This is a genomic window from Streptacidiphilus sp. MAP12-33, from assembly GCF_041261265.1.
Lineage (GTDB): Bacteria > Actinomycetota > Actinomycetes > Streptomycetales > Streptomycetaceae > Streptacidiphilus.
In genome coordinates this window covers 84310-102782 of record NZ_JBGCCA010000031.1, presented here as the reverse complement: position 1 = coordinate 102782, position 18473 = coordinate 84310, and the positions used below count along the sequence as shown (strand labels likewise).

At 72.0% G+C, this 18473-nt stretch carries 14 protein-coding genes and 1 pseudogene; 2 read left to right on the top strand and 13 right to left on the bottom strand.

Going from position 1 to position 18473, the window contains the following annotated elements:
* Positions 1-41: 41 nt before the first annotated feature.
* The 8 genes from pstA to ABH931_RS27740 all read right to left on the bottom strand — a co-directional run bounded on the left by pstA (position 42) and on the right by ABH931_RS27740 (position 11203).
* Entirely contained in the window at positions 42-1109 is a 1068-nt protein-coding gene (gene pstA / locus ABH931_RS27775; RefSeq protein ID WP_370118843.1) for a phosphate ABC transporter permease PstA, read from the bottom strand.
* Positions 1109-2161, bottom strand: coding sequence for a phosphate ABC transporter permease subunit PstC (gene pstC / locus ABH931_RS27770; protein WP_370118840.1), 1053 nt, complete (start codon positions 2159-2161; stop codon positions 1109-1111). The genes pstA and pstC overlap by 1 nt, the downstream gene beginning before the upstream one ends.
* Before the next feature lie 186 nt (positions 2162-2347).
* Positions 2348-3508: a phosphate ABC transporter substrate-binding protein PstS gene (pstS, locus tag ABH931_RS27765; RefSeq protein WP_370118837.1), complete on the bottom strand. Its 1161-nt coding sequence runs from the start codon at positions 3506-3508 to the stop codon at positions 2348-2350.
* A 265-nt stretch (positions 3509-3773) separates the two neighbouring features.
* Positions 3774-4172 (bottom strand): NUDIX hydrolase, encoded by a 399-nt coding sequence (locus ABH931_RS27760; protein WP_370118896.1) that lies wholly within the window; start codon positions 4170-4172, stop codon positions 3774-3776.
* A 50-nt stretch (positions 4173-4222) separates the two neighbouring features.
* On the bottom strand, positions 4223-5287 hold the full coding sequence (locus ABH931_RS27755; RefSeq protein ID WP_370118834.1) for a CHAD domain-containing protein: 1065 nt from the start codon (positions 5285-5287) through the stop codon (positions 4223-4225).
* A 70-nt stretch (positions 5288-5357) separates the two neighbouring features.
* The gene (locus ABH931_RS27750) at positions 5358-7589 is read right to left on the bottom strand and encodes an RNA degradosome polyphosphate kinase (RefSeq protein ID WP_370118831.1); all 2232 of its coding nucleotides are present in this window, start codon (positions 7587-7589) and stop codon (positions 5358-5360) included.
* A gap of 184 nt (positions 7590-7773) precedes the next feature.
* A complete protein-coding gene (mshD, locus tag ABH931_RS27745) occupies positions 7774-8622 on the bottom strand; it encodes a mycothiol synthase (RefSeq protein WP_370118828.1) in 849 nt (282 codons plus the stop codon).
* 145 nt (positions 8623-8767) lie between these two features.
* The gene (locus ABH931_RS27740) at positions 8768-11203 is read right to left on the bottom strand and encodes a helix-turn-helix domain-containing protein (RefSeq protein WP_370118825.1); all 2436 of its coding nucleotides are present in this window, start codon (positions 11201-11203) and stop codon (positions 8768-8770) included.
* Positions 11204-11398: 195 nt separating this feature from the next.
* On the opposite strand from ABH931_RS27740, the gene ABH931_RS27735 reads away from it, so the two are divergent.
* Together ABH931_RS27735 and ABH931_RS27730 are read left to right on the top strand one after the other, a co-directional pair.
* The gene (locus ABH931_RS27735) at positions 11399-11854 is read left to right on the top strand and encodes a carboxymuconolactone decarboxylase family protein (protein WP_370118822.1); all 456 of its coding nucleotides are present in this window, start codon (positions 11399-11401) and stop codon (positions 11852-11854) included.
* A gap of 105 nt (positions 11855-11959) precedes the next feature.
* Positions 11960-12430: pseudogene (locus ABH931_RS27730) on the top strand (iron chaperone).
* Between the two features lie 26 nt (positions 12431-12456).
* Here the strand turns inward: ABH931_RS27730 and ABH931_RS27725 are convergent.
* From ABH931_RS27725 to ABH931_RS27705, 5 genes are all read right to left on the bottom strand, one after another.
* On the bottom strand, positions 12457-13674 hold the full coding sequence (locus ABH931_RS27725; protein ID WP_370118820.1) for an MFS transporter: 1218 nt from the start codon (positions 13672-13674) through the stop codon (positions 12457-12459).
* 71 nt (positions 13675-13745) lie between these two features.
* Entirely contained in the window at positions 13746-15209 is a 1464-nt protein-coding gene (locus ABH931_RS27720; protein WP_370118818.1) for an ATP-binding protein, read from the bottom strand.
* Positions 15206-15928 (bottom strand): response regulator transcription factor, encoded by a 723-nt coding sequence (locus tag ABH931_RS27715; protein WP_370118814.1) that lies wholly within the window; start codon positions 15926-15928, stop codon positions 15206-15208. The genes ABH931_RS27720 and ABH931_RS27715 overlap by 4 nt, the downstream gene beginning before the upstream one ends.
* A 61-nt stretch (positions 15929-15989) precedes the next feature.
* Positions 15990-17210, bottom strand: a complete 1221-nt coding sequence (locus tag ABH931_RS27710) for a trypsin-like peptidase domain-containing protein (RefSeq protein WP_370118811.1) — start codon at positions 17208-17210, stop codon at positions 15990-15992.
* Between the two features lie 102 nt (positions 17211-17312).
* Positions 17313-18344 (bottom strand): LacI family DNA-binding transcriptional regulator, encoded by a 1032-nt coding sequence (locus ABH931_RS27705; RefSeq protein ID WP_370118808.1) that lies wholly within the window; start codon positions 18342-18344, stop codon positions 17313-17315.
* Between the last annotated feature and the right edge of the window lie 129 nt (positions 18345-18473).

Sequence of the window (18473 nt, the reverse complement as noted above, 5' to 3'; positions counted from 1 at the left end):
TCCTTCAAGTCTTCTGGATTCGGGATGCGCGCGTCAGCACGTCAGCGCGAGAGGCCCTTGGGCGCCTTCCAGCGGGCGATGCCGCGGGCGACCAGGTTGAGGACCATGACCAGCGCGATCAGGACCAGGGCACCGCCCCAGGCGCGGGCCTGGGACTGGTCGGTGCCGCGCGAGTACTCGGTCCACACGAAGAGCGGGAGCGAGGACTGCGGGTTGTTGAAAGGGTCCATGTTGATCGTGTCGGCGCCGAAGACCAGCATCAGGATCGGCGCGGTCTCGCCGACGATGCGGGCCACGGCCAGCATCACACCGGTGGTGATGCCGCCCAGGGCGGTCGGCAGCACGACACGGGTGATGGTGAGCCACTTCGGGACACCGAGGGCCAGGGAGGCCTCGCGCAGCTCGTTCGGGACGAGCTTGAGCATCTCCTCGGTGGAGCGCACGACCACCGGCAGCATCAGGATGGCCAGGGCCATCGAGCCGGCGAAGCCGGTGAACGGCATGTTGAGGATGATGATCCAGAAGGACAGGACGAACAGACCGGCCACGATGGACGGGACACCGGTCATGACGTCCACGAAGAAGCTGACCGCCTTGGAGAGCTTGTTGCCCCGGCCGTACTCGACCAGGTAGACGGCGGTCAGGATGCCGACCGGCGCCGCGAACAGGGCGGCCAGGCCGACCTGCTCCAGGGTCCCGATCAGGGCGTGGTAGAGGCCGCCGCCGTCCTGGTTGATCGCAATCCCGTTCATGGAGTGCGTCAGGAAGTTGGCGTTGATGACGCCGATGCCCTTGCTGATGGTCATCCACAGCACGGAGATCAGCGGCAGCAGGGCCAGCAGGAAGGCGACCCAGACCAGGCTGGTGGCCATGGTGTTCTTGGCGTGGCGGCGGCCCTCGACGGCGGTCGAGGCGACGTACTGGATGGCGACGAAGAGGATCGCGCCGATCAGGCACCACTGGAGCTTGCTGCTGAGGCCGAAGCCGGCGCCGATGGCGACGGCGAGCAGGACGGCCAGCACCAGGTTGGCGGCCGGCATCCAGCGCGGCAGGCGGCGCTCGGTCAGGGTGGAGCTCAGGGAGCGGGACGAGGTGGCGAGGCTGCTCATCAGGCGTCAGCTCCCGAGTATTCCTTGCGGCGGGCGATGATCAGGCGGGCGCCGCCGTTGACCAGCAGGGTGATCACGAACAGGACCAGACCGGCGGCGATGAGCGCGTCACGGCCGGTGCCCTGGGACTCGCCGAACTGGCTGGCGATGGTCTGGGCGATGGTCGAGCCCGCCGGGTCCAGGACGTGGAAGTTGATGACGTAGGACGGGGAGAGCACCGTCGCCACCGCCATCGTCTCGCCGAGCGCGCGGCCGAGGCCGAGCATCGAGGCGGAGATGATGCCGGAGCGGCCGAACGGGATCACCGCGGTGCGGACCATCTCCCAGCGGGTCGCGCCGAGCGCGAGCGCGGCCTCCTCGTGGGCCCGGGGCACCTGGAGGAAGATCTCGCGGGTCACCGCGGTGATGATCGGCAGGATCATGATGGCCAGGACCACGCCCACGGTGAACAGGCTGCGCGGCTGAGTGCCGGGCTCGTTCTGGTGGAAGATGAAGGTCCAGCCGAAGTACTGGTTCAGCCAGGCGTTGACGCCGATCATGTGCGGCACCAGGAAGAGCGCGCCCCACAGGCCGAAGACGATCGAGGGCACCGCGGCCAGCAGGTCGACGACGTAGCCGAGGCCCTGGGCGATGCGGCGCGGAGCGTAGTGCGAGATGAACAGCGCGATGCCGAGTGCGACCGGCACGGCGATGACCATCGCGATGAGCGCGCTGAGGACGGTGCCGAGGGCGATGGCGGCGATACCGAAGGTGATCGGGTCGGCCTGGGTCTGCCAGTCGGCGGTGGTGAGGAAGTTGCCGTGGTCGGCGCTGATCGCGCTGACGGCGCGGACGGTGAGGAAGGCCGCGATGGCGGCCATGATCACCAGGAGCAGGACGCCGCTGCCACTGGACGCGAACTTGAAGATCGCGTCACCGCGGCGGCCGGTCGAGCCGGCGTCGGACAACGACGAACGGCCCCGACGCGGCGAGGAGCCGGCGAGGTGGGGGGTGGGTGCCTGCGGGTTCTGGGATCCGCTCGGGGGAGCGCTGGTGTCGCGTGGGGTTTCCATGAGATCTCCGGTCTGGTGGCGCGGACCCGGGGAGGGCTGCGCCTGGCGGCGGTGCACCGGACGTGAGGGAGCGTTCGAGGCTCTGTGACGTGACATGCGGTGGGTTCTGTACCGGGCCCAGGGGGGCCGGCGTGGTCGCCGGCCCCCCTGGCCAGGTCTACTCAGGGCTCGCGCGGAGCGAGGACCTTAGGAGAGGGAGGAGATGGTGGTCTTGACCTGGGCCTGCAGGGAGGCCGGGAGCGCGAAGTAGCCGAGCGAGGCGACCGACTTCTGGCCCGCGTCCGAGGAGATGTAGTTCAGGAAGGCCTTCAGCGTCGGCAGGGACGACGCGGCGTTGCCCTTGTCGCAGGCGATCTCGTAGGTGACCAGGTCGATCGGGTAGGCGCCGTCGGCCTTGGTGGTGTAGACGGACTTCATGTCCAGCGCCAGGTCGGGGGCGGTGCCGACGACCTTCGCGCCACCGACGGCCGCGGAGGCGGCGGCGGCGGAGACGGCGACCGGGGCGGAGGCGCCGGTGGCGACCGAGACGGTGGAGATGCTCTGCTGGGTCGCGTAGGACAGCTCGAAGTAGGAGATCGAGCCCTGGACCTGCTTGACCTGGGCCGCGAGACCGGCGGAGCCGTTGGCCGCCTGGCCGCCCTTGGCCGCCCACAGCTTGTTCGGGGCGAAGGTGTAGTCGGACGGGGCCGCGTCGGCCAGGTAGGTCGTGAAGTTGGCCGTGGTGCCCGAGCCGTCCGAACGGTGGAAGGTCTGGATCGGCAGGGAGGGCAGCGTGGCGGTCGGGTTCAGCGCCTTGATCGCCGGGTCGTCCCACTTGGTGATCTTGCCGGTGAAGATCTGGGCCAGGGTCTTCGCGTCGAGCACCAGGTTGGACACACCCGGCAGGTTGTAACCGATCGCGATGGGGCCACCGATCATCGGGATGTCGATGCCCTTGCCGCCGTTCTGGCAGGCGGTGCCGGTGGTCTTGGCGACGTCGGCCGGCTTGAGGGCGGCGTCGGAGCCCGCGAAGGCGACCTTGCCGGACTGGAACGAGGTGATGCCCGCGCCGGAACCGGTGGCCTGGTAGTTGATGGTCACGCCGGAGCAGGCGGCCTGGAAGTCCTTGACCCACTGGGTCATCGCGTTCGCCTGCGCGGTGGAGCCCGCGGCGAGCAGCTGGCCGGTGGCGCCGCTGCAGTCGATGCTGCTGGCGGCGGCGGCGGAGGAACCGGCGGCGGCCGGGCTGCTGCTGGAGTTGCTGGTGGTGTTGTTGTCGGAGCCGCACGCCGCGAGCGTCAGCGAGCTGACGACCGCAAGGGCGCCGATGGCGAGGGCCTTGGTGCGGCCGTTGCGCTGGAGCTTCACTTGGTGTCCCTTTCCTGGGTCCACTGCCGCGGGGAGGAGGGCGAGCAGTGGTTCTACGGGAGGAGGGCCGACGTTGGCCTCCGATGACACCGAAGTTAGGGAGACGAGGTGAAGCGTTTGGCCTGCGCAAATGAACGGAGGGTGAACCTGTGTCGGACACCGGGATACGCAGACCGGTAGTAACGGTTTCAGCACGACGAGGGCACGGGCAGAGCACGGATCCGGCATGGACCGGGCGTGGGCCGGGGGCGGTCCACTCCTGTCGCTACTGCCCCAGCTGCTCCAGCAGCGCGTCCACCAGAGCCCGGTCGTGCTCGTAGCTCAGGCGGGCCCGCGCCTCGGCGACCGGCAGCCAGCGCAGCGCGTCCACCTCGCGGTTCGGGGCGAAGCGCCCGGTCAGTACCGTCGCCGACCAGTAACGCACCCGCTTGACCCGGTCCCGGACGAGATAGTGCTGGGTCGGCAGACGCCGGCCGAGGACGACGGTCAGCCCGGTCTCCTCGCGCGCCTCGCGCAGCGCCGCCTCGCGGTGCTTCTCGCCGAGCTCCAGCTTGCCCTTGGGGAAGCTCCAGTCGTCGTACTTGGCCCGGTGGACCAGGGCCAGCTCGATACCGCCGGCCTTCTCGCGCCACAGGACGACCCCTGCGGCCTTGATCAGCTCCATGCTGCGCGGTGCCCGGTCCTTCTTCGTCTTCTTGCCGTTGCCGGCGCGGGTCAGGTCGATCGGGCGAGCCATGGGTCGGTGAGCCATCCGGAGCTGTGGAATGCGGGCCAGGACACGCTGAAGGCGTGACGCGCGGCCTCGACCTCCAGACGTTGATCAGCATGCACCACACCGAGCACGTACGCGGTCGCCGGGGTGATTCTGGGCGTCCGCGCCGCCAGGGACGCCGCCTCCGCCGCGTCCGCGGCCTCCTGCTGACGCTCCAGATGGCCGGCCAGCTCGGCCAGGCCCGCCAGCGGCTCCTCGGTGCGCTCCCCCAGCAGCGGACCGCACACCTCCAGCGCGTAGCGGGCGTAGCGCACCGCCGCGCCGGCCCGGGTCCAGGCGGCGTCCTCGTGCGCGGCCATGGCCGGGGAGTCGGCTGCCGGGACGGCGACCCGGTGCAGCGCGTCGCCGTTGTAGGGCAGCGCGGCGCGCAGCAGCGGCAGCCGGGAGACGGTCAGCTCCAGCGCCTCGCCCATCCGGGCGGCGTACCCGAGCAGCCGCTCGGGCTCGTGGCTGGTGTCGGGGGAGCGCAGCGGCAGGTCGGAGACGAGCAGCGTCATCCGGTCCGCCAGCGAGTGGAACCGGGAGGAGCCCAGCTCCTGCAACGCGGCGGTGTGGCTGCGCGAGCGGGCCAGGGTGAGCTGGCGCTCCAGCATGGCCCGCGCCTTCGGCGCGCCCGGGTGGTGCGCGAGCAGACCGCCGACGGCCGACTCGGCCGCGCGACCGCTCTCGTCCGCCGTGCGCGGCGTCGGAACAGCGGCGTCGGTGCAGGTCAGCGAGTCGACGGCGGCGAGCAGCCGGGCCAGGCGCCGGGTGTAGCCGCGTTCCTGGCCCAGCGTGACCACGAGCGCGGCCAGGTCGCCGCGCAGCGTCTCGGCCCATATCGGGTCGAGCAGCGCGCCGAACCCGTGCAGGGCGCCGTCGACCCGGCGCAGCGTCCCCAGATCGACGTCGGGCAGCGCCCGCAGGAAGCGCCCGGCCTGCCCGGCGAGGTGCGCGCCCAGCAGGCTCTCGGCCGAGGAGGCTCCGGACAGAGGCTGTCCGGTGGGCGTCTCGTTCTCGGTCGTCATTCGGTCAGTCCCCGTTGCTTGCTCGGCCCGGTCGCTCGCCAGGGCGTGGGTCGTGGATAAGGGCGTCGGTTCAGCTGGGCCCGGCATGGCCCCAGCCGTCCTCGCCGCGGCGGGAGCGGCGGCGGGAGTCGATCAGCAACTCCTGGACGTTGCGCAGCGGCCGTCCGTCGGCGTCGTGCGCGTGTCTGGTCCAGACCCCGTCCGGCCCCAGGTGCCAGGAGGACGTGTCGTCGGCCATGCCCAGCTCCAGCAGCCCGGACAGCTCGGCGCGGTGGCCCGGGTCGGTGACCCGCAGCAGCGCCTCGATCCGGCGGTCCAGGTTGCGGTGCATCATGTCGGCGCTGCCGATCCACACCTCGGGGTCGCCGCCGTTGGCGAAGAGGAAGATCCGCGAGTGCTCCAGGAACCGCCCGAGGATCGAGCGGACCCGGACGTTCTCGCTCAGCCCCGGCACACCCGGCCGGATCGCGCAGATACCGCGGACCCACACGTCCACCGGCACGCCCGCCATCGAGGCCCGGTACAGGGCGTCGATGATCGCCTCGTCGACGATCGAGTTGAGCTTGAGCTGGATCCGGGCCGGGCGCCCGGCCCGGTGGTGCGCGATCTCGTCGTGGATCCGCTTGACCAGCCCGGTGCGCAGCGAGCGCGGCGCGACCAGCAGCCGCCGGTAGGACTCGCGGCGCGAGTAGCCCGAGAGCCGGTTGAACAGGTCCGACAGGTCCGCGCCCACCTGCGGGTCGGCCGTCAGGATGCCGAGGTCCTCGTAGAGGCGGGCGGTCTTGGGGTGGTAGTTGCCGGTGCCCACGTGCGCGTAGCGGCGCAGCGTGTCGCCCTCCTGGCGCACCACCAGGCTCAGCTTGCTGTGCGTCTTCAGGCCGATCAGGCCGTAGACGACGTGGCAGCCGGCCTCCTCCAGCTTGCGGGCCCACTTGATGTTGGCCTGCTCGTCGAAGCGCGCCTTGATCTCGACCAGGACCAGCACCTGCTTGCCCGACTCGGCGGCGTCGATCAGGGCGTCCACGATCGGCGAGTCGCCGGAGGTGCGGTAGAGCGTCTGCTTGATCGCCAGCACCTGCGGGTCGGCGGCGGCCTGCTCCAGGAAGGCCTGCACCGAGGTGGAGAAGGAGTCGTACGGGTGGTGCAGCAGCACGTCCCGCTCGCGCACGGCGGCGAAGATGTCCGGCTGCGACGCCGACTCGACGTCCGTCAGCCCGCGCGCGGTCCCCGCGACGAACGGCCGGTACTTCAGCTCCGGCCGGTCCGCGCCGGCGATGGCGAACAGGCCCGTCAGGTCCAGCGGGCCGGGCAGCGGGTAGACCTCGGCGGCGGAGATGTTCAGCTCGCGCACCAGCAGGTCCAGCACGTACGGGTCGATCGACTCCTCGACCTCCAGACGCACCGGCGGGCCGAAGCGGCGCCGCATCAGCTCCTTCTCGAGCGCCTTGAGGATGTTCTCGGTGTCGTCCTCCTCGACCTCCAGGTCCTCGTTGCGGGTGACCCGGAAGGCGTGGTGGGCGAGCACCTCCATGCCCGGGAACAGGTACTCCAGGTGCGCGCCCATGACGTCCTCGAGCGGCACGTACCGGTTGGGCGAGGCCTCCAGGAACCGGGACAGGGACTGCGGCACCTTCACCCGGGCGAAGTGCTTGTGCCCGCTGACGGGGTTGCGCACGACGACGGCCAGGTTCAGCGAGAGCCCGGAGATGTACGGGAACGGGTGCGCCGGGTCGACCGCCAGCGGCGTCAGCACCGGGAAGATCTGCTGCCGGAACAGCGCGAGCAGGCGCGCCTGCTCCTTGTCGCCCAGCTCGCTCCAGCGCACCACCTCGATGCCCTCGGCGGACAGCTCCGGCAGCACGTCCTGGTGGAAGCAGGCGGCATGCCGGGCCATCAGCTCGCGGGAACGGGTCCATATGAGGTCGAGCACCTCGCGCGGCTGCAGACCGCTGGCACTGCGCTGGGCGACACCGGTCGCGATGCGGCGCTTGAGGCCCGCGACGCGGACCATGAAGAACTCGTCCAGGTTGCTCGCGAAGATCGCCAGGAACTTGGCCCGCTCCAGGAGCGGTGTCTCCGGGTCCTCGGCGAGTTCGAGCACCCGCTCGTTGAAGGCGAGCCAACTGCGCTCACGGTCCAGGAACCGGTTCTCCGGCAGCACCTCGGCGTCGTGTCCGTCCGGCAGGGTGGTGTCCTCGGGGAGCAGCGTCGTGCTCGGCAGCCCGCTGGAGGCGGCGGCGAGCCCGGGCCTGGTGGGGCCGGGCTTGGCGGGGAAGGGCGACGGGGCAGGCTGGGCGTTCATGGTCGGTGGCTCCTCCTGCGCGGCGTCATCCGCCCGCCGCCGCGGTGACGGGACGGATCGCATTTCGTGATCTTTGCAACGGCATTTGAACTAAAGGTAAATACAGCGTGGCCTGCAGGAAAGCTGAGGCGGTCGCCTGTACTTCGCCCGCAGGCCCTGCGACGTGCCCGTTCGGGTGGCGGCGCTATCCGCGCACCTCGAACACCAGGTCCACCTCGTGCACCGTGAACCCCGCCCTTTCGTATACCCGCAAGGCGGCCGGGTTATCGGCATCCACGTAGAGCAGCACCGTCGACAGCCCCCGGTCCCGCGCCAGATGGCGCAGCCCGACGGCGGTCAGCACCTTCCCCAGCCCGCTGCCCTGCTCGGCCGGGCTCACCCCGACGACGTAGACCTCGCCGAGCCCGCCCTCGACCTTGGTCCAGTGGAAGCCGACGAGCTCGCGCCCGCCTTCGCGCTCGCGCTCGGCCAGGAAGAACCCCGCCGGGTCGAACCACGCCTCCGCCTGGCGCTCCTCCAGGTCGCGGCGGGTCCAGGAGCCCTGCTCCGGGTGGTGGGCGAAGGCGGCGGCGTTCACCTTCAGCCACGCCTCCTCGTCCCGGCCGGGTTCGAACGTCCGCAGCGTGACTCCGTCGGGCAGCGCCGGCACCTCCGGTGCGGGCGCGGTGCGGCGCAGCTGCCGCAGCTCGCGGACGAGCTCCAGGTGGAACTCGCCGGCCAGGTGCTTCGCGCCCGGGTGCCCGCCGTGGGCCCAGACCCTGCGGGCGCCACTGTTCAGCGTGCGCTGCAGCAGTGCGCGTCCGTGACCCTCCCGCCGCCGCGCCGGGTCGACGACCAGCTCCGCCGACCACTCGGCGTCGATCTGGGCGTAGCCCACGAGCACGCCGTGCTCGTCCTTGCTGGTCAGGTGGTTCACATCCACCCGCCCGTTGCGGAGGGCGAGCCTCCCCTGCTCCGAGACGGCCTGCCGCCCGTCCGCCTCCGCCGCTCGCGCGAGCAGCGCGGCGATCTCCTCACGCTCCGTCGTGTCCATACGTTCGACCATAGGGGAGTTGCACCATCCAGGGGCGCGGGGAACTGCGCGAGCAACCCACCCGAGGCGGACGGCCCTGCTCGCCCGGGATCTGACCGCCTTGGGTGGCTTGTCGCGCAGTTCCCCGCGCCCCTGGATGGTGCAACTAGCTCAAAGCCCGATGCCTCGCGGCCGCCTCCTGGTCCGTCTCCTCCAGGAGGGTGGCGAGGCCGGCGTGGGCGAGGGATTCCTCGTGGCGGTAGCCGAGCTTCGGGGCCAGTGTCAGGGCCTCCCGGTGGAGGGCGACGGCCCGCTCCGGGAGGCCGGCCAGGCGGCACGTATCCGCGTAGCCGTTCAGGAAGTGGATCTTCCAGTGCTCCTCGAACAGCTCCTCCAGCAGCGCGAACGCCTCCGCGTGCGCGGCCAGCGCCTCCTCGTAGCGGCCCATGCGCCGCAGCGCGACGCCCAGGCAGTTCAGGCACCACGCCTCGTTGTGCCGGTGCCCGTCCGCCCGCGCCAGCGCCAGCGCCTGCCGGAGGTGGTCCAGCGCCTCCTCGGGCGCCTCCTCCGCGATGGCCACGCCGAGCGTGATCCGGGCCGTGAGCGCCGGAGGCCACGACGGGTCGGGGTGCGGAACGGCCAGCGTCTCCCGCGCCAGCGCCGCCGCGTCCGCGGGGCGGCCCAGCTGCAGCAGCGCCCACGCCTCGTACGCGGTCGCGTGCGCCGTCCCGGTCGGGCAGCCCGCGGCCGCGTACAGCCGGCCCGCCTCGCGGAACAGCTCCAACGGCTCCTCGACCTCGCCCTCGTCCCACCGCAGGAAACCGCGTCGCAGCGTCAGCTCGGCCTGCGACCAGACGTCCCCGGTCTCCGAGAGCAGGGTTTCCGCCGCCGCGTAGGCGTCCGCCGCCTCCGCCATCCGGCCCGCGTTGTAGCGGGCGAAGCCGAGATCGCTGTGCGCCTCCGCCAGCTGCAGCGGATCACCGAGGCGCTGCGCGGCGACCAGCGAGCGCTCGAAGAGGAAGTTCAGGTGCGTCGTGCCGCAGCGGCGGGCGAAGAAGGCGCGCATGAAGCGCGGCAGCTCACAGGCGTGGACATCGGCGCCGGTGGCGATCGCGGTCTCGAAGACCGCGATCAGGTTCTCGTACTCGGTCGCGAACCAGGCGAACGCCGCCTCCTTGTCCGCGAAGCCCGGCAGGTCGACCGGGGGCCGGCCCGCGGTGACCGCGCGGCCGCGGGCCAGGAACGGCATCGCCGCGTCGGCCGCCGCGGCCGCGTGGACGTAGTAGTCGAGCAGGCGGCCCAGCGCCCGCTGCCGGTCCGCGGCCGCGTCCTGCTCCTCGGCGGCGCGGCGGGCGTGCTGGTGCACCAGGTCGTGCATCCGGTAGCGGCCCGCGGTCGGCTGCTGCACCAGGTGGGCGTCCAGCAGGTCCTCCAGCATCGCCCGGGCGCTGCGCGGCGGCACCTCCGCCAGGGCCGCCGCCAGGTGCTCGTCGAAGGAGGAGCCCGGCAGCAGGCCCAGCAGCCGGAAGAAGCGCCCGGTGGCCCGGTCCAGCTGGCGGACCGACATCGCGAAGGCGCGGTCGAACTCGCCGGTGCCCTCCGCCATCCGCTCGACCAGGATGCCGACGGTCCAGCCCGGCCGGTGCCGTAGCCGGGCCCCGGCCAGGCGCAGCGCCAGCGGCAGCCGGCCGCAGAGCCGCAGCACCTCGGCCGCCGCCTCCGGATCACGGGCGAGACGGCCCTGCGCCCCGTCCGGCCCGGACAGCCCGTTCGGTCCGGTGGGCTCGCCGCTCGCGCTGGCCAGCAGCCGGGCGCTCTCCTCGGCGGTCAGCACGTCCAGCGAGATCGGCGGCACCTCGTCCAGCCCCACCAGCCGGTTCCGGCTGGTGATCAGTACGACGGACGGACCGGCTCCCGGCAGCAGCGGAAGCACGTGCTCGGCGTCGGCGACGTTGTCCAGCACCACGACGGCCCGCCGCCGGGCCAGCTCCGCGCGCCAGCAGGCCGCCAACTGCTCGACGCCCTCGATCGGAACCTTCTCGGAGGGGACGTCGAGCGCGGTCAGCAGCGAACGCAGCGCCGGATCGGAGCCGAGCGGCTCGCGCCCCTCGGTGAAGCCGTGCAGGTCGAGGTAGAGCTGCGCGTCCGGGTAGTCGGCAGCGAGCCGGTGCGCGGCGTGGACCGCCAGGCAGGTCTTGCCGACGCCGGCCATGCCGTCCAGGGCGACCAGCCGGCTGGTCGTCACCGCATCCAGCACAGCGGCGAGTTGGGTCTCCCGTCCGGTGAAGTCCGGTACGTCGCGCGGCAGGTCGTTGCGCGGCGGGAAGTGCATCTGACGGCTGGACTTCGGTGGCGCGGGCAGCGGGTTCGAGGCCCGCTCCCACAGCGGGCGCAGCGGCCTCGGGTCGCGCTTCACCAGCCGGCACAGCGTGATCACCGCGGACCACGGCGGCACGGTCTGGCCGTTGAGGTACCGCGACAGCGAGGAGGAGCTGAGCCCGGTGTCCCGGGCGAGCGCCCGCAGGCCGAGGCCGGACAGCTCCTGGAGCAGCCGTAACCGGGCCGCCAGCTCGTCCTCGGGTTCGGCCTTGGCTCGTCCCACCTGCGCGACCACTGTTCCCCCGCTCGTCCGTGTCCCGCTCGCGCGGAATTCCTCCGGGCCTGACCCGCCCTGCTCAGGGCTGTTCCAGCTGTCCCACAGTGTTCCACCGACCTCGTCGCGGCACGCGGAAACGGCTGTCATGGAGTCATCGCCGCAGAGCAGCGGCAAGCAGAACTCCCAAGGAGCACACCGAAGATGCAGTTTCGCATGCAGAACCCGGCCGTCGTCCTGTCCGACGCCATGCAGCCCATCCAGCAGATCTTCAAGGCCGCGCACTCCGCCGGAGTCGACGGCGCCACCCTGGAGCTGGTCCACCTGCGGGTCAGCCAGATCAACGGCTGCAGCGCCTGCGTCGACGCCGGTGCCAAGACCGCCCGCAAGGCCGGCGTCACCGACGAGCGCCTCGCCACCGTCGCCGCCTGGCGCGAGACCCCCTACTTCACCGCTCCCGAGCGCGCCGCGCTCGCCCTGGCCGAGGCGGCCACCCGGCTCGCCGACCGCCCCGACGCCGTCAGCGACGAGATCTGGGACGCGGCCGCCACCCACTACGACGAGAAGCAGCTCGCCGCGATCGTCCTGATGATCGGCGTCACCAACATGTTCAACCGTCTCAACGCCACCACCCGCCAGATCGCCGGCGCCTGGGGCTGACCCTCCCCGCCCCCGGGCCGCACGGCCCGGGGGCGCCCCTCGACCCCCACCCCGACCGACCACGCCTGCCAACACCCGCCCGAACCGCCGACGAGGAGACGACCCATGACCGCGACCGAGGCCAAGAGCCAGGCCAGGACCAAGACCACCACGGGGTTCTCCGCCGATGAGCACGCGGCGATGAAGGACCACGCGTAGGAGCTGAAGACCGCCGCTCGGCGCGGCACCCGCGCCACCAAGGCGGACGGCGAGGCCGACGTCCTCGCGAAGATCGCCGAGATGGCGGACGCGGACCGCGCCCTCGCCGAGCGGATCCACGCCGTGGTCCGCGCCGCCGCACCCGCGCTCGCGTCGAAGCTCTGGTACGGGATGCCCGCCTACGCCAGGGACGGCAAGGTGGTCTGCTTCTTCCAGAGCGCGGAGAAGTTCAAGGCCCGCTACGCCACCCTCGGCTTCAACGACCCGGCGCGCCTGGACGACGGTGCCCTGTGGGCGACGGCCTTCGCCCTGACGGCCGACCTGTCGGCCGCCGACGAGGAGCGGATCGCGGAGCTGGTGCGCCGCGCGGTCGGCTAGGACGTGATCGGTCAGGACGTGATCGGTCAGGGCGTGGCCGGGACCCGTTGCGGCAGCACCGCGATCGACAGCAGCGCACAGGCGGCCGCGACGCCGAACGCGGGGCCGAATCCGGCCGCGGTGATCAGCGCGCCCACCGCGGGCGGGCACAGCGACGCGGTCAGGTTCTGGCCGGTGTTCTGCACCGCCAGGGCCCGCCCGGCCCACCGCGGGCCGGCCAGCTCCGCGACGGAGGTGAACGACAGCCCGTTGGTGCTGGCGGACAGGCCGATCAGTACGACCAGCAGCACCACCCCGGCCACGCTGTCCCCGGCCACGGCCAGCCCGGCGCCCAGCACGGCGACCGCCGTCGCCAGCCACCGCATCGGCAACAGCCTGCTGCCGACCGCGTCCGACCAGCGTCCGGCCGCGATCCGGCAGGCCGCCGCCAGCGCCTGCCCGCAGGCCATCAACTGCCCGGCGGCGACGGCCGGCCAGTGGCGCACGTCGGTCAGGTAGACCAGTCCGAAGGCGCCCACGGTGAACTGCGGCCACACCATCAGGGCGCTCGCGCCGTGGATCCGCCACAGGGTCGCGCCGCGGTACGGGCTCGTCGGCTTCTCGCCCTCGGCCGCCTTCGGCGCGGACCTCGGCGGGTCGACGACGAACAGGGCGGTCAGCACCGCCATCACCCCGGACAGCACGGCGACGAACAGCACCGCCCCGTGCAGGCCGTGCGCGGCGGCGATCGGCGGCACGGCCACGGCGGCGACCAGCATGCCCAGTGGCGTCGAGGTCTGCCGCACCCCCATGGCCAGGCCCCGCCGCTCGGGCGGGAACCACCCCAGCACGACGCGCCCGCTCGCCGCCGAGACACTCGCCCCGGCGGCCCCGGCCAGGGCGAACAGCAACCCCAGCACCACCAGCCCGTGCACGGCCAGCGCGCCCAGCAGCGCGACCGTCGCCCCACCCAGCCCCGCCGCCAGCACCCACCGCTCCCCGTACCGGTCGGTGGCCGCACCCCATGCGTACAGCGCCAGCAGCAAGCCCCCGGTCGGACAGGCCACCATCACCCCGGCCTGCGCCAGCGTCAGTCCCTCCGCGCTCCGCAGCGACGGAATCAGGTACGGCATCCCGTACACGAACGCGCACGCCGCGGTCTGCGCCGCGGTCCCGAGCGCGAGCATCACCCAACGCCGGTGGGTGGGCGGCTGGTTGACGACGGCGGACGGCGATGCGTGGGCCTCACGCTGACTGGATGTCATGGCAGCATGATGGCGCAGTATTCATATGGTGGGACAGTTCGTTTTGATATATGAGACGGTGGGCTGCGGGTTCACAGCGCCGACGGTAGCTCCGGGGGAGGGGTCGGGGCGCCGGGGAGGCGCATGGTGGCCAGGGTGCCCGGGTTGGCGTTGGAGAGGGAGACCTCGCCGCCGCAGTCCTGGACCGTCTGGGAGACGATCGCGAGGCCGAGGCCGGAGCCCGGCATCTGGCGGGCCGAGGGGGAGCGCCAGAAGCGTTCGAAGACCTGGGAGAGATCCTCCTCCGGGATGCCAGGACCGTGGTCGCGCACGGTGAGCGTGCCGAAGTGCAGGCCGAGATCGATGGTCCCGCCGGCGGGGGAGAACTTCACGGCGTTGTCGAGCAGGTTGATGACGGCCCGTTCGAGCGCGTGCGCGTCCGCGCGGACGTACCAGGGGTCTATGGCGACGGTGAACTCCAGCCCGGGTCCGCGCAGTCGCGCGCGGTCCAGCGCGCGGGCGGCGATGTCGTGGAGGGCCACGACCTCCAACGGCTTGGAGCCCTGCGGGCGCGTCGGCCGGGAGAGTTCGAGCAGGTCGCCGATGAGGGTCGAGAGCTCGCCCATCTGGGCCTTCATGTTGCGCAGTAGCTTCGTCCGGGTCTCGGGCGGGAGCGGCCGCCCGGTGTCCTCACTGCGCACCATCAGGTCCACGTTCGTGCGCAGCGAGGTGAGCGGGGTCCGCAGCTCGTGCCCGGCGTCGGCGATCAGCTGCGACTGCCGCTCGCGCGAGGACGCGAGCGCGGTGGACATGCTGTTGAAGGAGGTGGAGAGCCGCGCGATCTCGTCGTCGCCCTCGCCGACGTCGATGGTCGTGCCGACTTCCTCCGTGCGCGCGATGTGCTCGACGGCGGCGGTCAGCTTGTCGACGGGCCGAAGGCCGGCGCGGGTGACGTACCAGGCCGCTATCAACGCTCCCGCGATGACCATCAGTGCGAGCAGTGCGAGGATCAGCGCGAGCTTGGCGAGGGCGTGCTGCATCGGCTCCAGCGGCTGGGCGAAGGAGACAGCGAGACCGGTTGTCTGGGAGCCGACGGTGAGGGAGCCGACCGGGACGGTGTAGACGCGGATGGCCGTGCCGTCGTAGGTGCGGCCGTCGTGGATGACCGGCTCCGGCCGGTCGGCCGAGGGCGGGGCCGTTGCCGCAACGGCGGCGGCCGTGGCGACGGCCAGGTCGGCACCGGTCGGCTTGACCGACTTCCCGTTGGCCCCGCAGAACGGCCCGTTCGGGGTGATGACGGTGGTGACGGCCTCCGAATGGTCGAAGGGTCGCACCGCCGAGGCCTGGCACCAGTTCCGCAGCTGCTGCTCGATCTGGCCCTGGTCCTGGCCGCCGGACCATGACTGCTTGAGCGTGTCGTCGACCTGGTTGCTCATCTGCTGCTTCGCCGCGAACCACGCGAGCGCGCAGCACAGCACGACCGCCACCGACACGACCGCAGCCGTCAGCGTCGCCAGCCGCCCGCGCAGGGTCAGCCGGCGCCAACGGGTTCTCATGACGCACGCAGCGCGTAACCCACACCGCGGACGGTGTGCACGAGGCGCGACATGCCGCCGGCCTCGGTCTTCCTGCGGAGGTACATCACGTAGACGTCGAGGGAGTTGCTGGACGGCTCGAAGTCGAAGCCCCAGACCGCCTTGAGGATCTGCTCCCGGGTCAGCACCTGGCGCGGGTGCGCCATGAACATCTCCAGCAGCATGTACTCCGTGCGCGTCAGCTCGACCGGCTGGCCCGCGCGGGTCACCTCGCGGGTCGTGGTGTTCATGGTGAGGTCCTCGAAGGTGAGGATCTCGTGCGCGTCCGCCGCCGTGCCGGAGGAGGTGGCGATCGCCGAGCGGCGCAGCAGGGCGCGGACGCGGGCCAGGAGTTCGTCGAGTTCGAAGGGCTTGGCCAGGTAGTCGTCGGCGCCGACGTCGAGGCCGGTGACGCGGTCGCCGACCGCGTCGCGGGCGGTGAGCATCAGGACCGGGACCGTGTCACCGCGCGAGCGGAGCCGGCGGACGGCCGTGAGGCCGTCCATGCGGGGCATCATGATGTCGAGCAGGACCAGGTCTGGCTGTTCCGCCGCCACCGCGTCCAGCGCTTCGAGGCCGTCCGAGGCGGTCAGCACCTCGTAGCCCTCGAAGGCCAGACTGCTCTCCAGCGCGTCCCGCAGCGCGGGCTCGTCGTCCACGACCAGGACCCGGGCCGGCGCGTCGGACTCGGTGGCTGTCATCCCCGTTGCTCCTTGTGGTTGCTACGTCATGCCGTGAGGCAATTGTCGGCCAAAACCAGCGTCAGCTGTTGATGCTCTGGCCGGACTGCAGCTGCGGCAGCACCGCCTTGGCCGCGTTGATCGGGATCGAGAAGCCCAGACCCACGCTGCCGGCCTCCGAGCCGGAGCTGGAGGAGCTGCTGGAGGAGTACATCGAGGCGTTGATGCCGATGACCTGTCCGGAGGCGCTCAGCAGCGGGCCGCCGCTGTTGCCGGGGTTGAGCGAGGCGTCGGTCTGGATCGCGTTGTAGGACGCGGTCTGCGAGGAGTTGCCCTGGTAGGAGCGGCTGGAGTCGCCCTGCCAGAACGGGAGGCCGAAGCCGCCGTTGCCCTGGACGGTGCTGGGGCTGACGTCGACCTTGACCGGGCGGTTGAGCGCGCTGACGATGCCGGAGGTGACCGTGCCGGTCAGGCCGTCCGGGTTGCCGATCGCCACGACCTGGTCGCCGACCGCGACCTGGCTGGAGTCGCCGAGTGAGACGGTGGGCAGGCCGCTGACGCCGTTGGCCTTGATCACGGCGACGTCGAGCGAGGCGTCGGTGCCGACGATGGTGCCGGACGCCGTCTTGCCGTCGCTGAAGGTGATCTTGATCGTGCCGCCGTTACCGCCCACCGCGTCGGAGATCACGTGGTAGTTGGTGAGGATCTGGCCGGTCGAGGTGAGCACCATGCCGGTGCCGAGCTCCTCGCTGCTGCCGTTGTCGACGGTGATCTGCACCACGGCCGGGGAGACGGCCTTGGCGATCGCCGCCACGTTGCTGGTGCTCGACTTGTCGCCGGTCACCACCGCGTTGGTGGCGTAGGAGGCGCTGTCGGAGGTCTTCTCGCTGATGAAGCCACCCGCGACACCGCCCGCCAGGGCGGCGACCAGCGCGACCGCGGCGACCAGCGCCATCGGGCGCTTGCGGCGGCGCTTCGGCTGGGAGCCCGACTCCGGCTCGGAGCCCGACCCCGGCTGCGGCGGCGGCCAGGCGGCGCCCGCCGGGTCGACCGGCGGCTGCACCGGCGGGGCCGGCGGGCCGACCGGGGGCTGCTCGGCGCTGAAGTAGTAACCCTGCGGCTGCTGGGCCTGCTGCGGAGTCTGGTACCCGTGCTGCGGGTAGCCCTGCTGCGCGGCGGCGGGGGACGGGTGGACCGTGCCCTCGAGGGGCTGGGTCTCGTGGGCCGTCGGCTGGTAGCCGGGCAGCGGCGGCACGGACGAGGAGTACGGGTCGTCTGCGTGGTTCCGGGGCGCTTCGCTCATGGCATTACCGTCGAGCCGGGAGATGAGAGGTCCCTGAGAGCACCGTCAGAACCGGGGCAGAGTTCCCGCAGCTTTCCTGAGACCGGCCAAAGGGCAAAGGACCTAGCAGCCGCAGCTGCGCCGGACCACCAGACGGCTCGGGAAGGTCCGGATGCGCGGCGTCTCCGAGCCGGGAACGGCCAGCGAGTCGTCCAGAACCAGGTCGACCGCGGCCTTGGCCATCGCGTCGCGGTCCGAGGCCACCGTCGTCAGCGGCGGGTCGCAGAACGCCGCCTCCTGGATGTCGTCGAAGCCGATCACCGCGAGGTCCTCGGGGACCCGCAGGCGCACCTCGCGGGCGGCGCGCAGCACGCCTATCGCCTGGTCGTCGGTGGAGCAGAACAGCGCCCGCGGACGCTCTCCCTCCGGCGCGCGCAGCAGCTCCAGCGCCACCTGGTAGGCGCCGTAGCGGTCGAAGGGCGCGTCGATGAGACGGCCCTCGGTCGGGATGCCGGCGGTGTCCATCGCCCGGCGCCAGCCCTCGATGTGGTCGACGACCGGGTCGCCCGGCGCGGGCGCGTTGACCGGACCGCCGAAGCAGGCCACGTACGGGTGTCCGTGGTGGCGCAGCAGGTGGTCGACGGCCAGCTCCGAGCCGCCGATGTCGTCGGTGACCACCGCGATGTCGTCCGAGGCGTCCGGGCGGCGGTGCAGCAGCACCACGCGGGCGTCGCTGTGCGCGGCGAACTCCTCCTCGGCGCGCTGCGAGGGGCCCTCCGAGATCAGGATCAGGCCGGAGACGCGCATGCCGAGGAAGGCCCGCACGTAGTGGATCTCACGGTCGCCGGTGTAGTCGGAGTTGCCGATCAGGACGATCTTGCCGCGTTCCGACGCGGCACGTTCGACCGCATGGGCGAGCTCGGCGAAGAACGGCTGGCGTGCGTCGGGCACGACCATGCCGATCAGGTTGGTCCGCCTGCTGGCCATCGCCTGGGCGACGCTGTTCGGGCGGTAGCCGAGCTCGGCTATGGCTGCGAGCACGCGTTCACGCGTCGCCGGAGCGACGGGACGCGGTCCGTTGTTGATGACGTAGCTGACGACCGCGGTCGAGGTCCCCGCCAGTCGGGCCACATCGTCGCGGGTCACCTTGGGCATGGGCGGATTCTACTTGGAAGGCGGCATGTCCGGACCAGTGGGCGATCGGCGCCCTCGGCCCACGAACGGTCCGTGCGGTTCTGTGCGGCGGCTGCGCACCCGCGCGCCGCTCCGATCCGTGGGACTCGG

Coding starts and splice junctions, on each gene's coding strand:
- pstA (WP_370118843.1), bottom strand. CDS start 1,109: ATGAGCAGCCTCGCCACCTCGTCCCGCTCCCTGAGCTCCACCCTGACC.
- pstC (WP_370118840.1), bottom strand. CDS start 2,161: ATGGAAACCCCACGCGACACCAGCGCTCCCCCGAGCGGATCCCAGAAC.
- ABH931_RS27760 (WP_370118896.1), bottom strand. CDS start 4,172: ATGGAGCTGATCAAGGCCGCAGGGGTCGTCCTGTGGCGCGAGAAGGCC.
- ABH931_RS27755 (WP_370118834.1), bottom strand. CDS start 5,287: ATGACGACCGAGAACGAGACGCCCACCGGACAGCCTCTGTCCGGAGCC.
- ABH931_RS27750 (WP_370118831.1), bottom strand. CDS start 7,589: ATGAACGCCCAGCCTGCCCCGTCGCCCTTCCCCGCCAAGCCCGGCCCC.
- mshD (WP_370118828.1), bottom strand. CDS start 8,622: ATGGACACGACGGAGCGTGAGGAGATCGCCGCGCTGCTCGCGCGAGCG.
- ABH931_RS27735 (WP_370118822.1), top strand. CDS start 11,399: ATGCAGTTTCGCATGCAGAACCCGGCCGTCGTCCTGTCCGACGCCATG.
- ABH931_RS27725 (WP_370118820.1), bottom strand. CDS start 13,674: ATGACATCCAGTCAGCGTGAGGCCCACGCATCGCCGTCCGCCGTCGTC.
- ABH931_RS27720 (WP_370118818.1), bottom strand. CDS start 15,209: ATGAGAACCCGTTGGCGCCGGCTGACCCTGCGCGGGCGGCTGGCGACG.
- ABH931_RS27715 (WP_370118814.1), bottom strand. CDS start 15,928: ATGACAGCCACCGAGTCCGACGCGCCGGCCCGGGTCCTGGTCGTGGAC.
- ABH931_RS27710 (WP_370118811.1), bottom strand. CDS start 17,210: ATGAGCGAAGCGCCCCGGAACCACGCAGACGACCCGTACTCCTCGTCC.
- ABH931_RS27705 (WP_370118808.1), bottom strand. CDS start 18,344: ATGCCCAAGGTGACCCGCGACGATGTGGCCCGACTGGCGGGGACCTCG.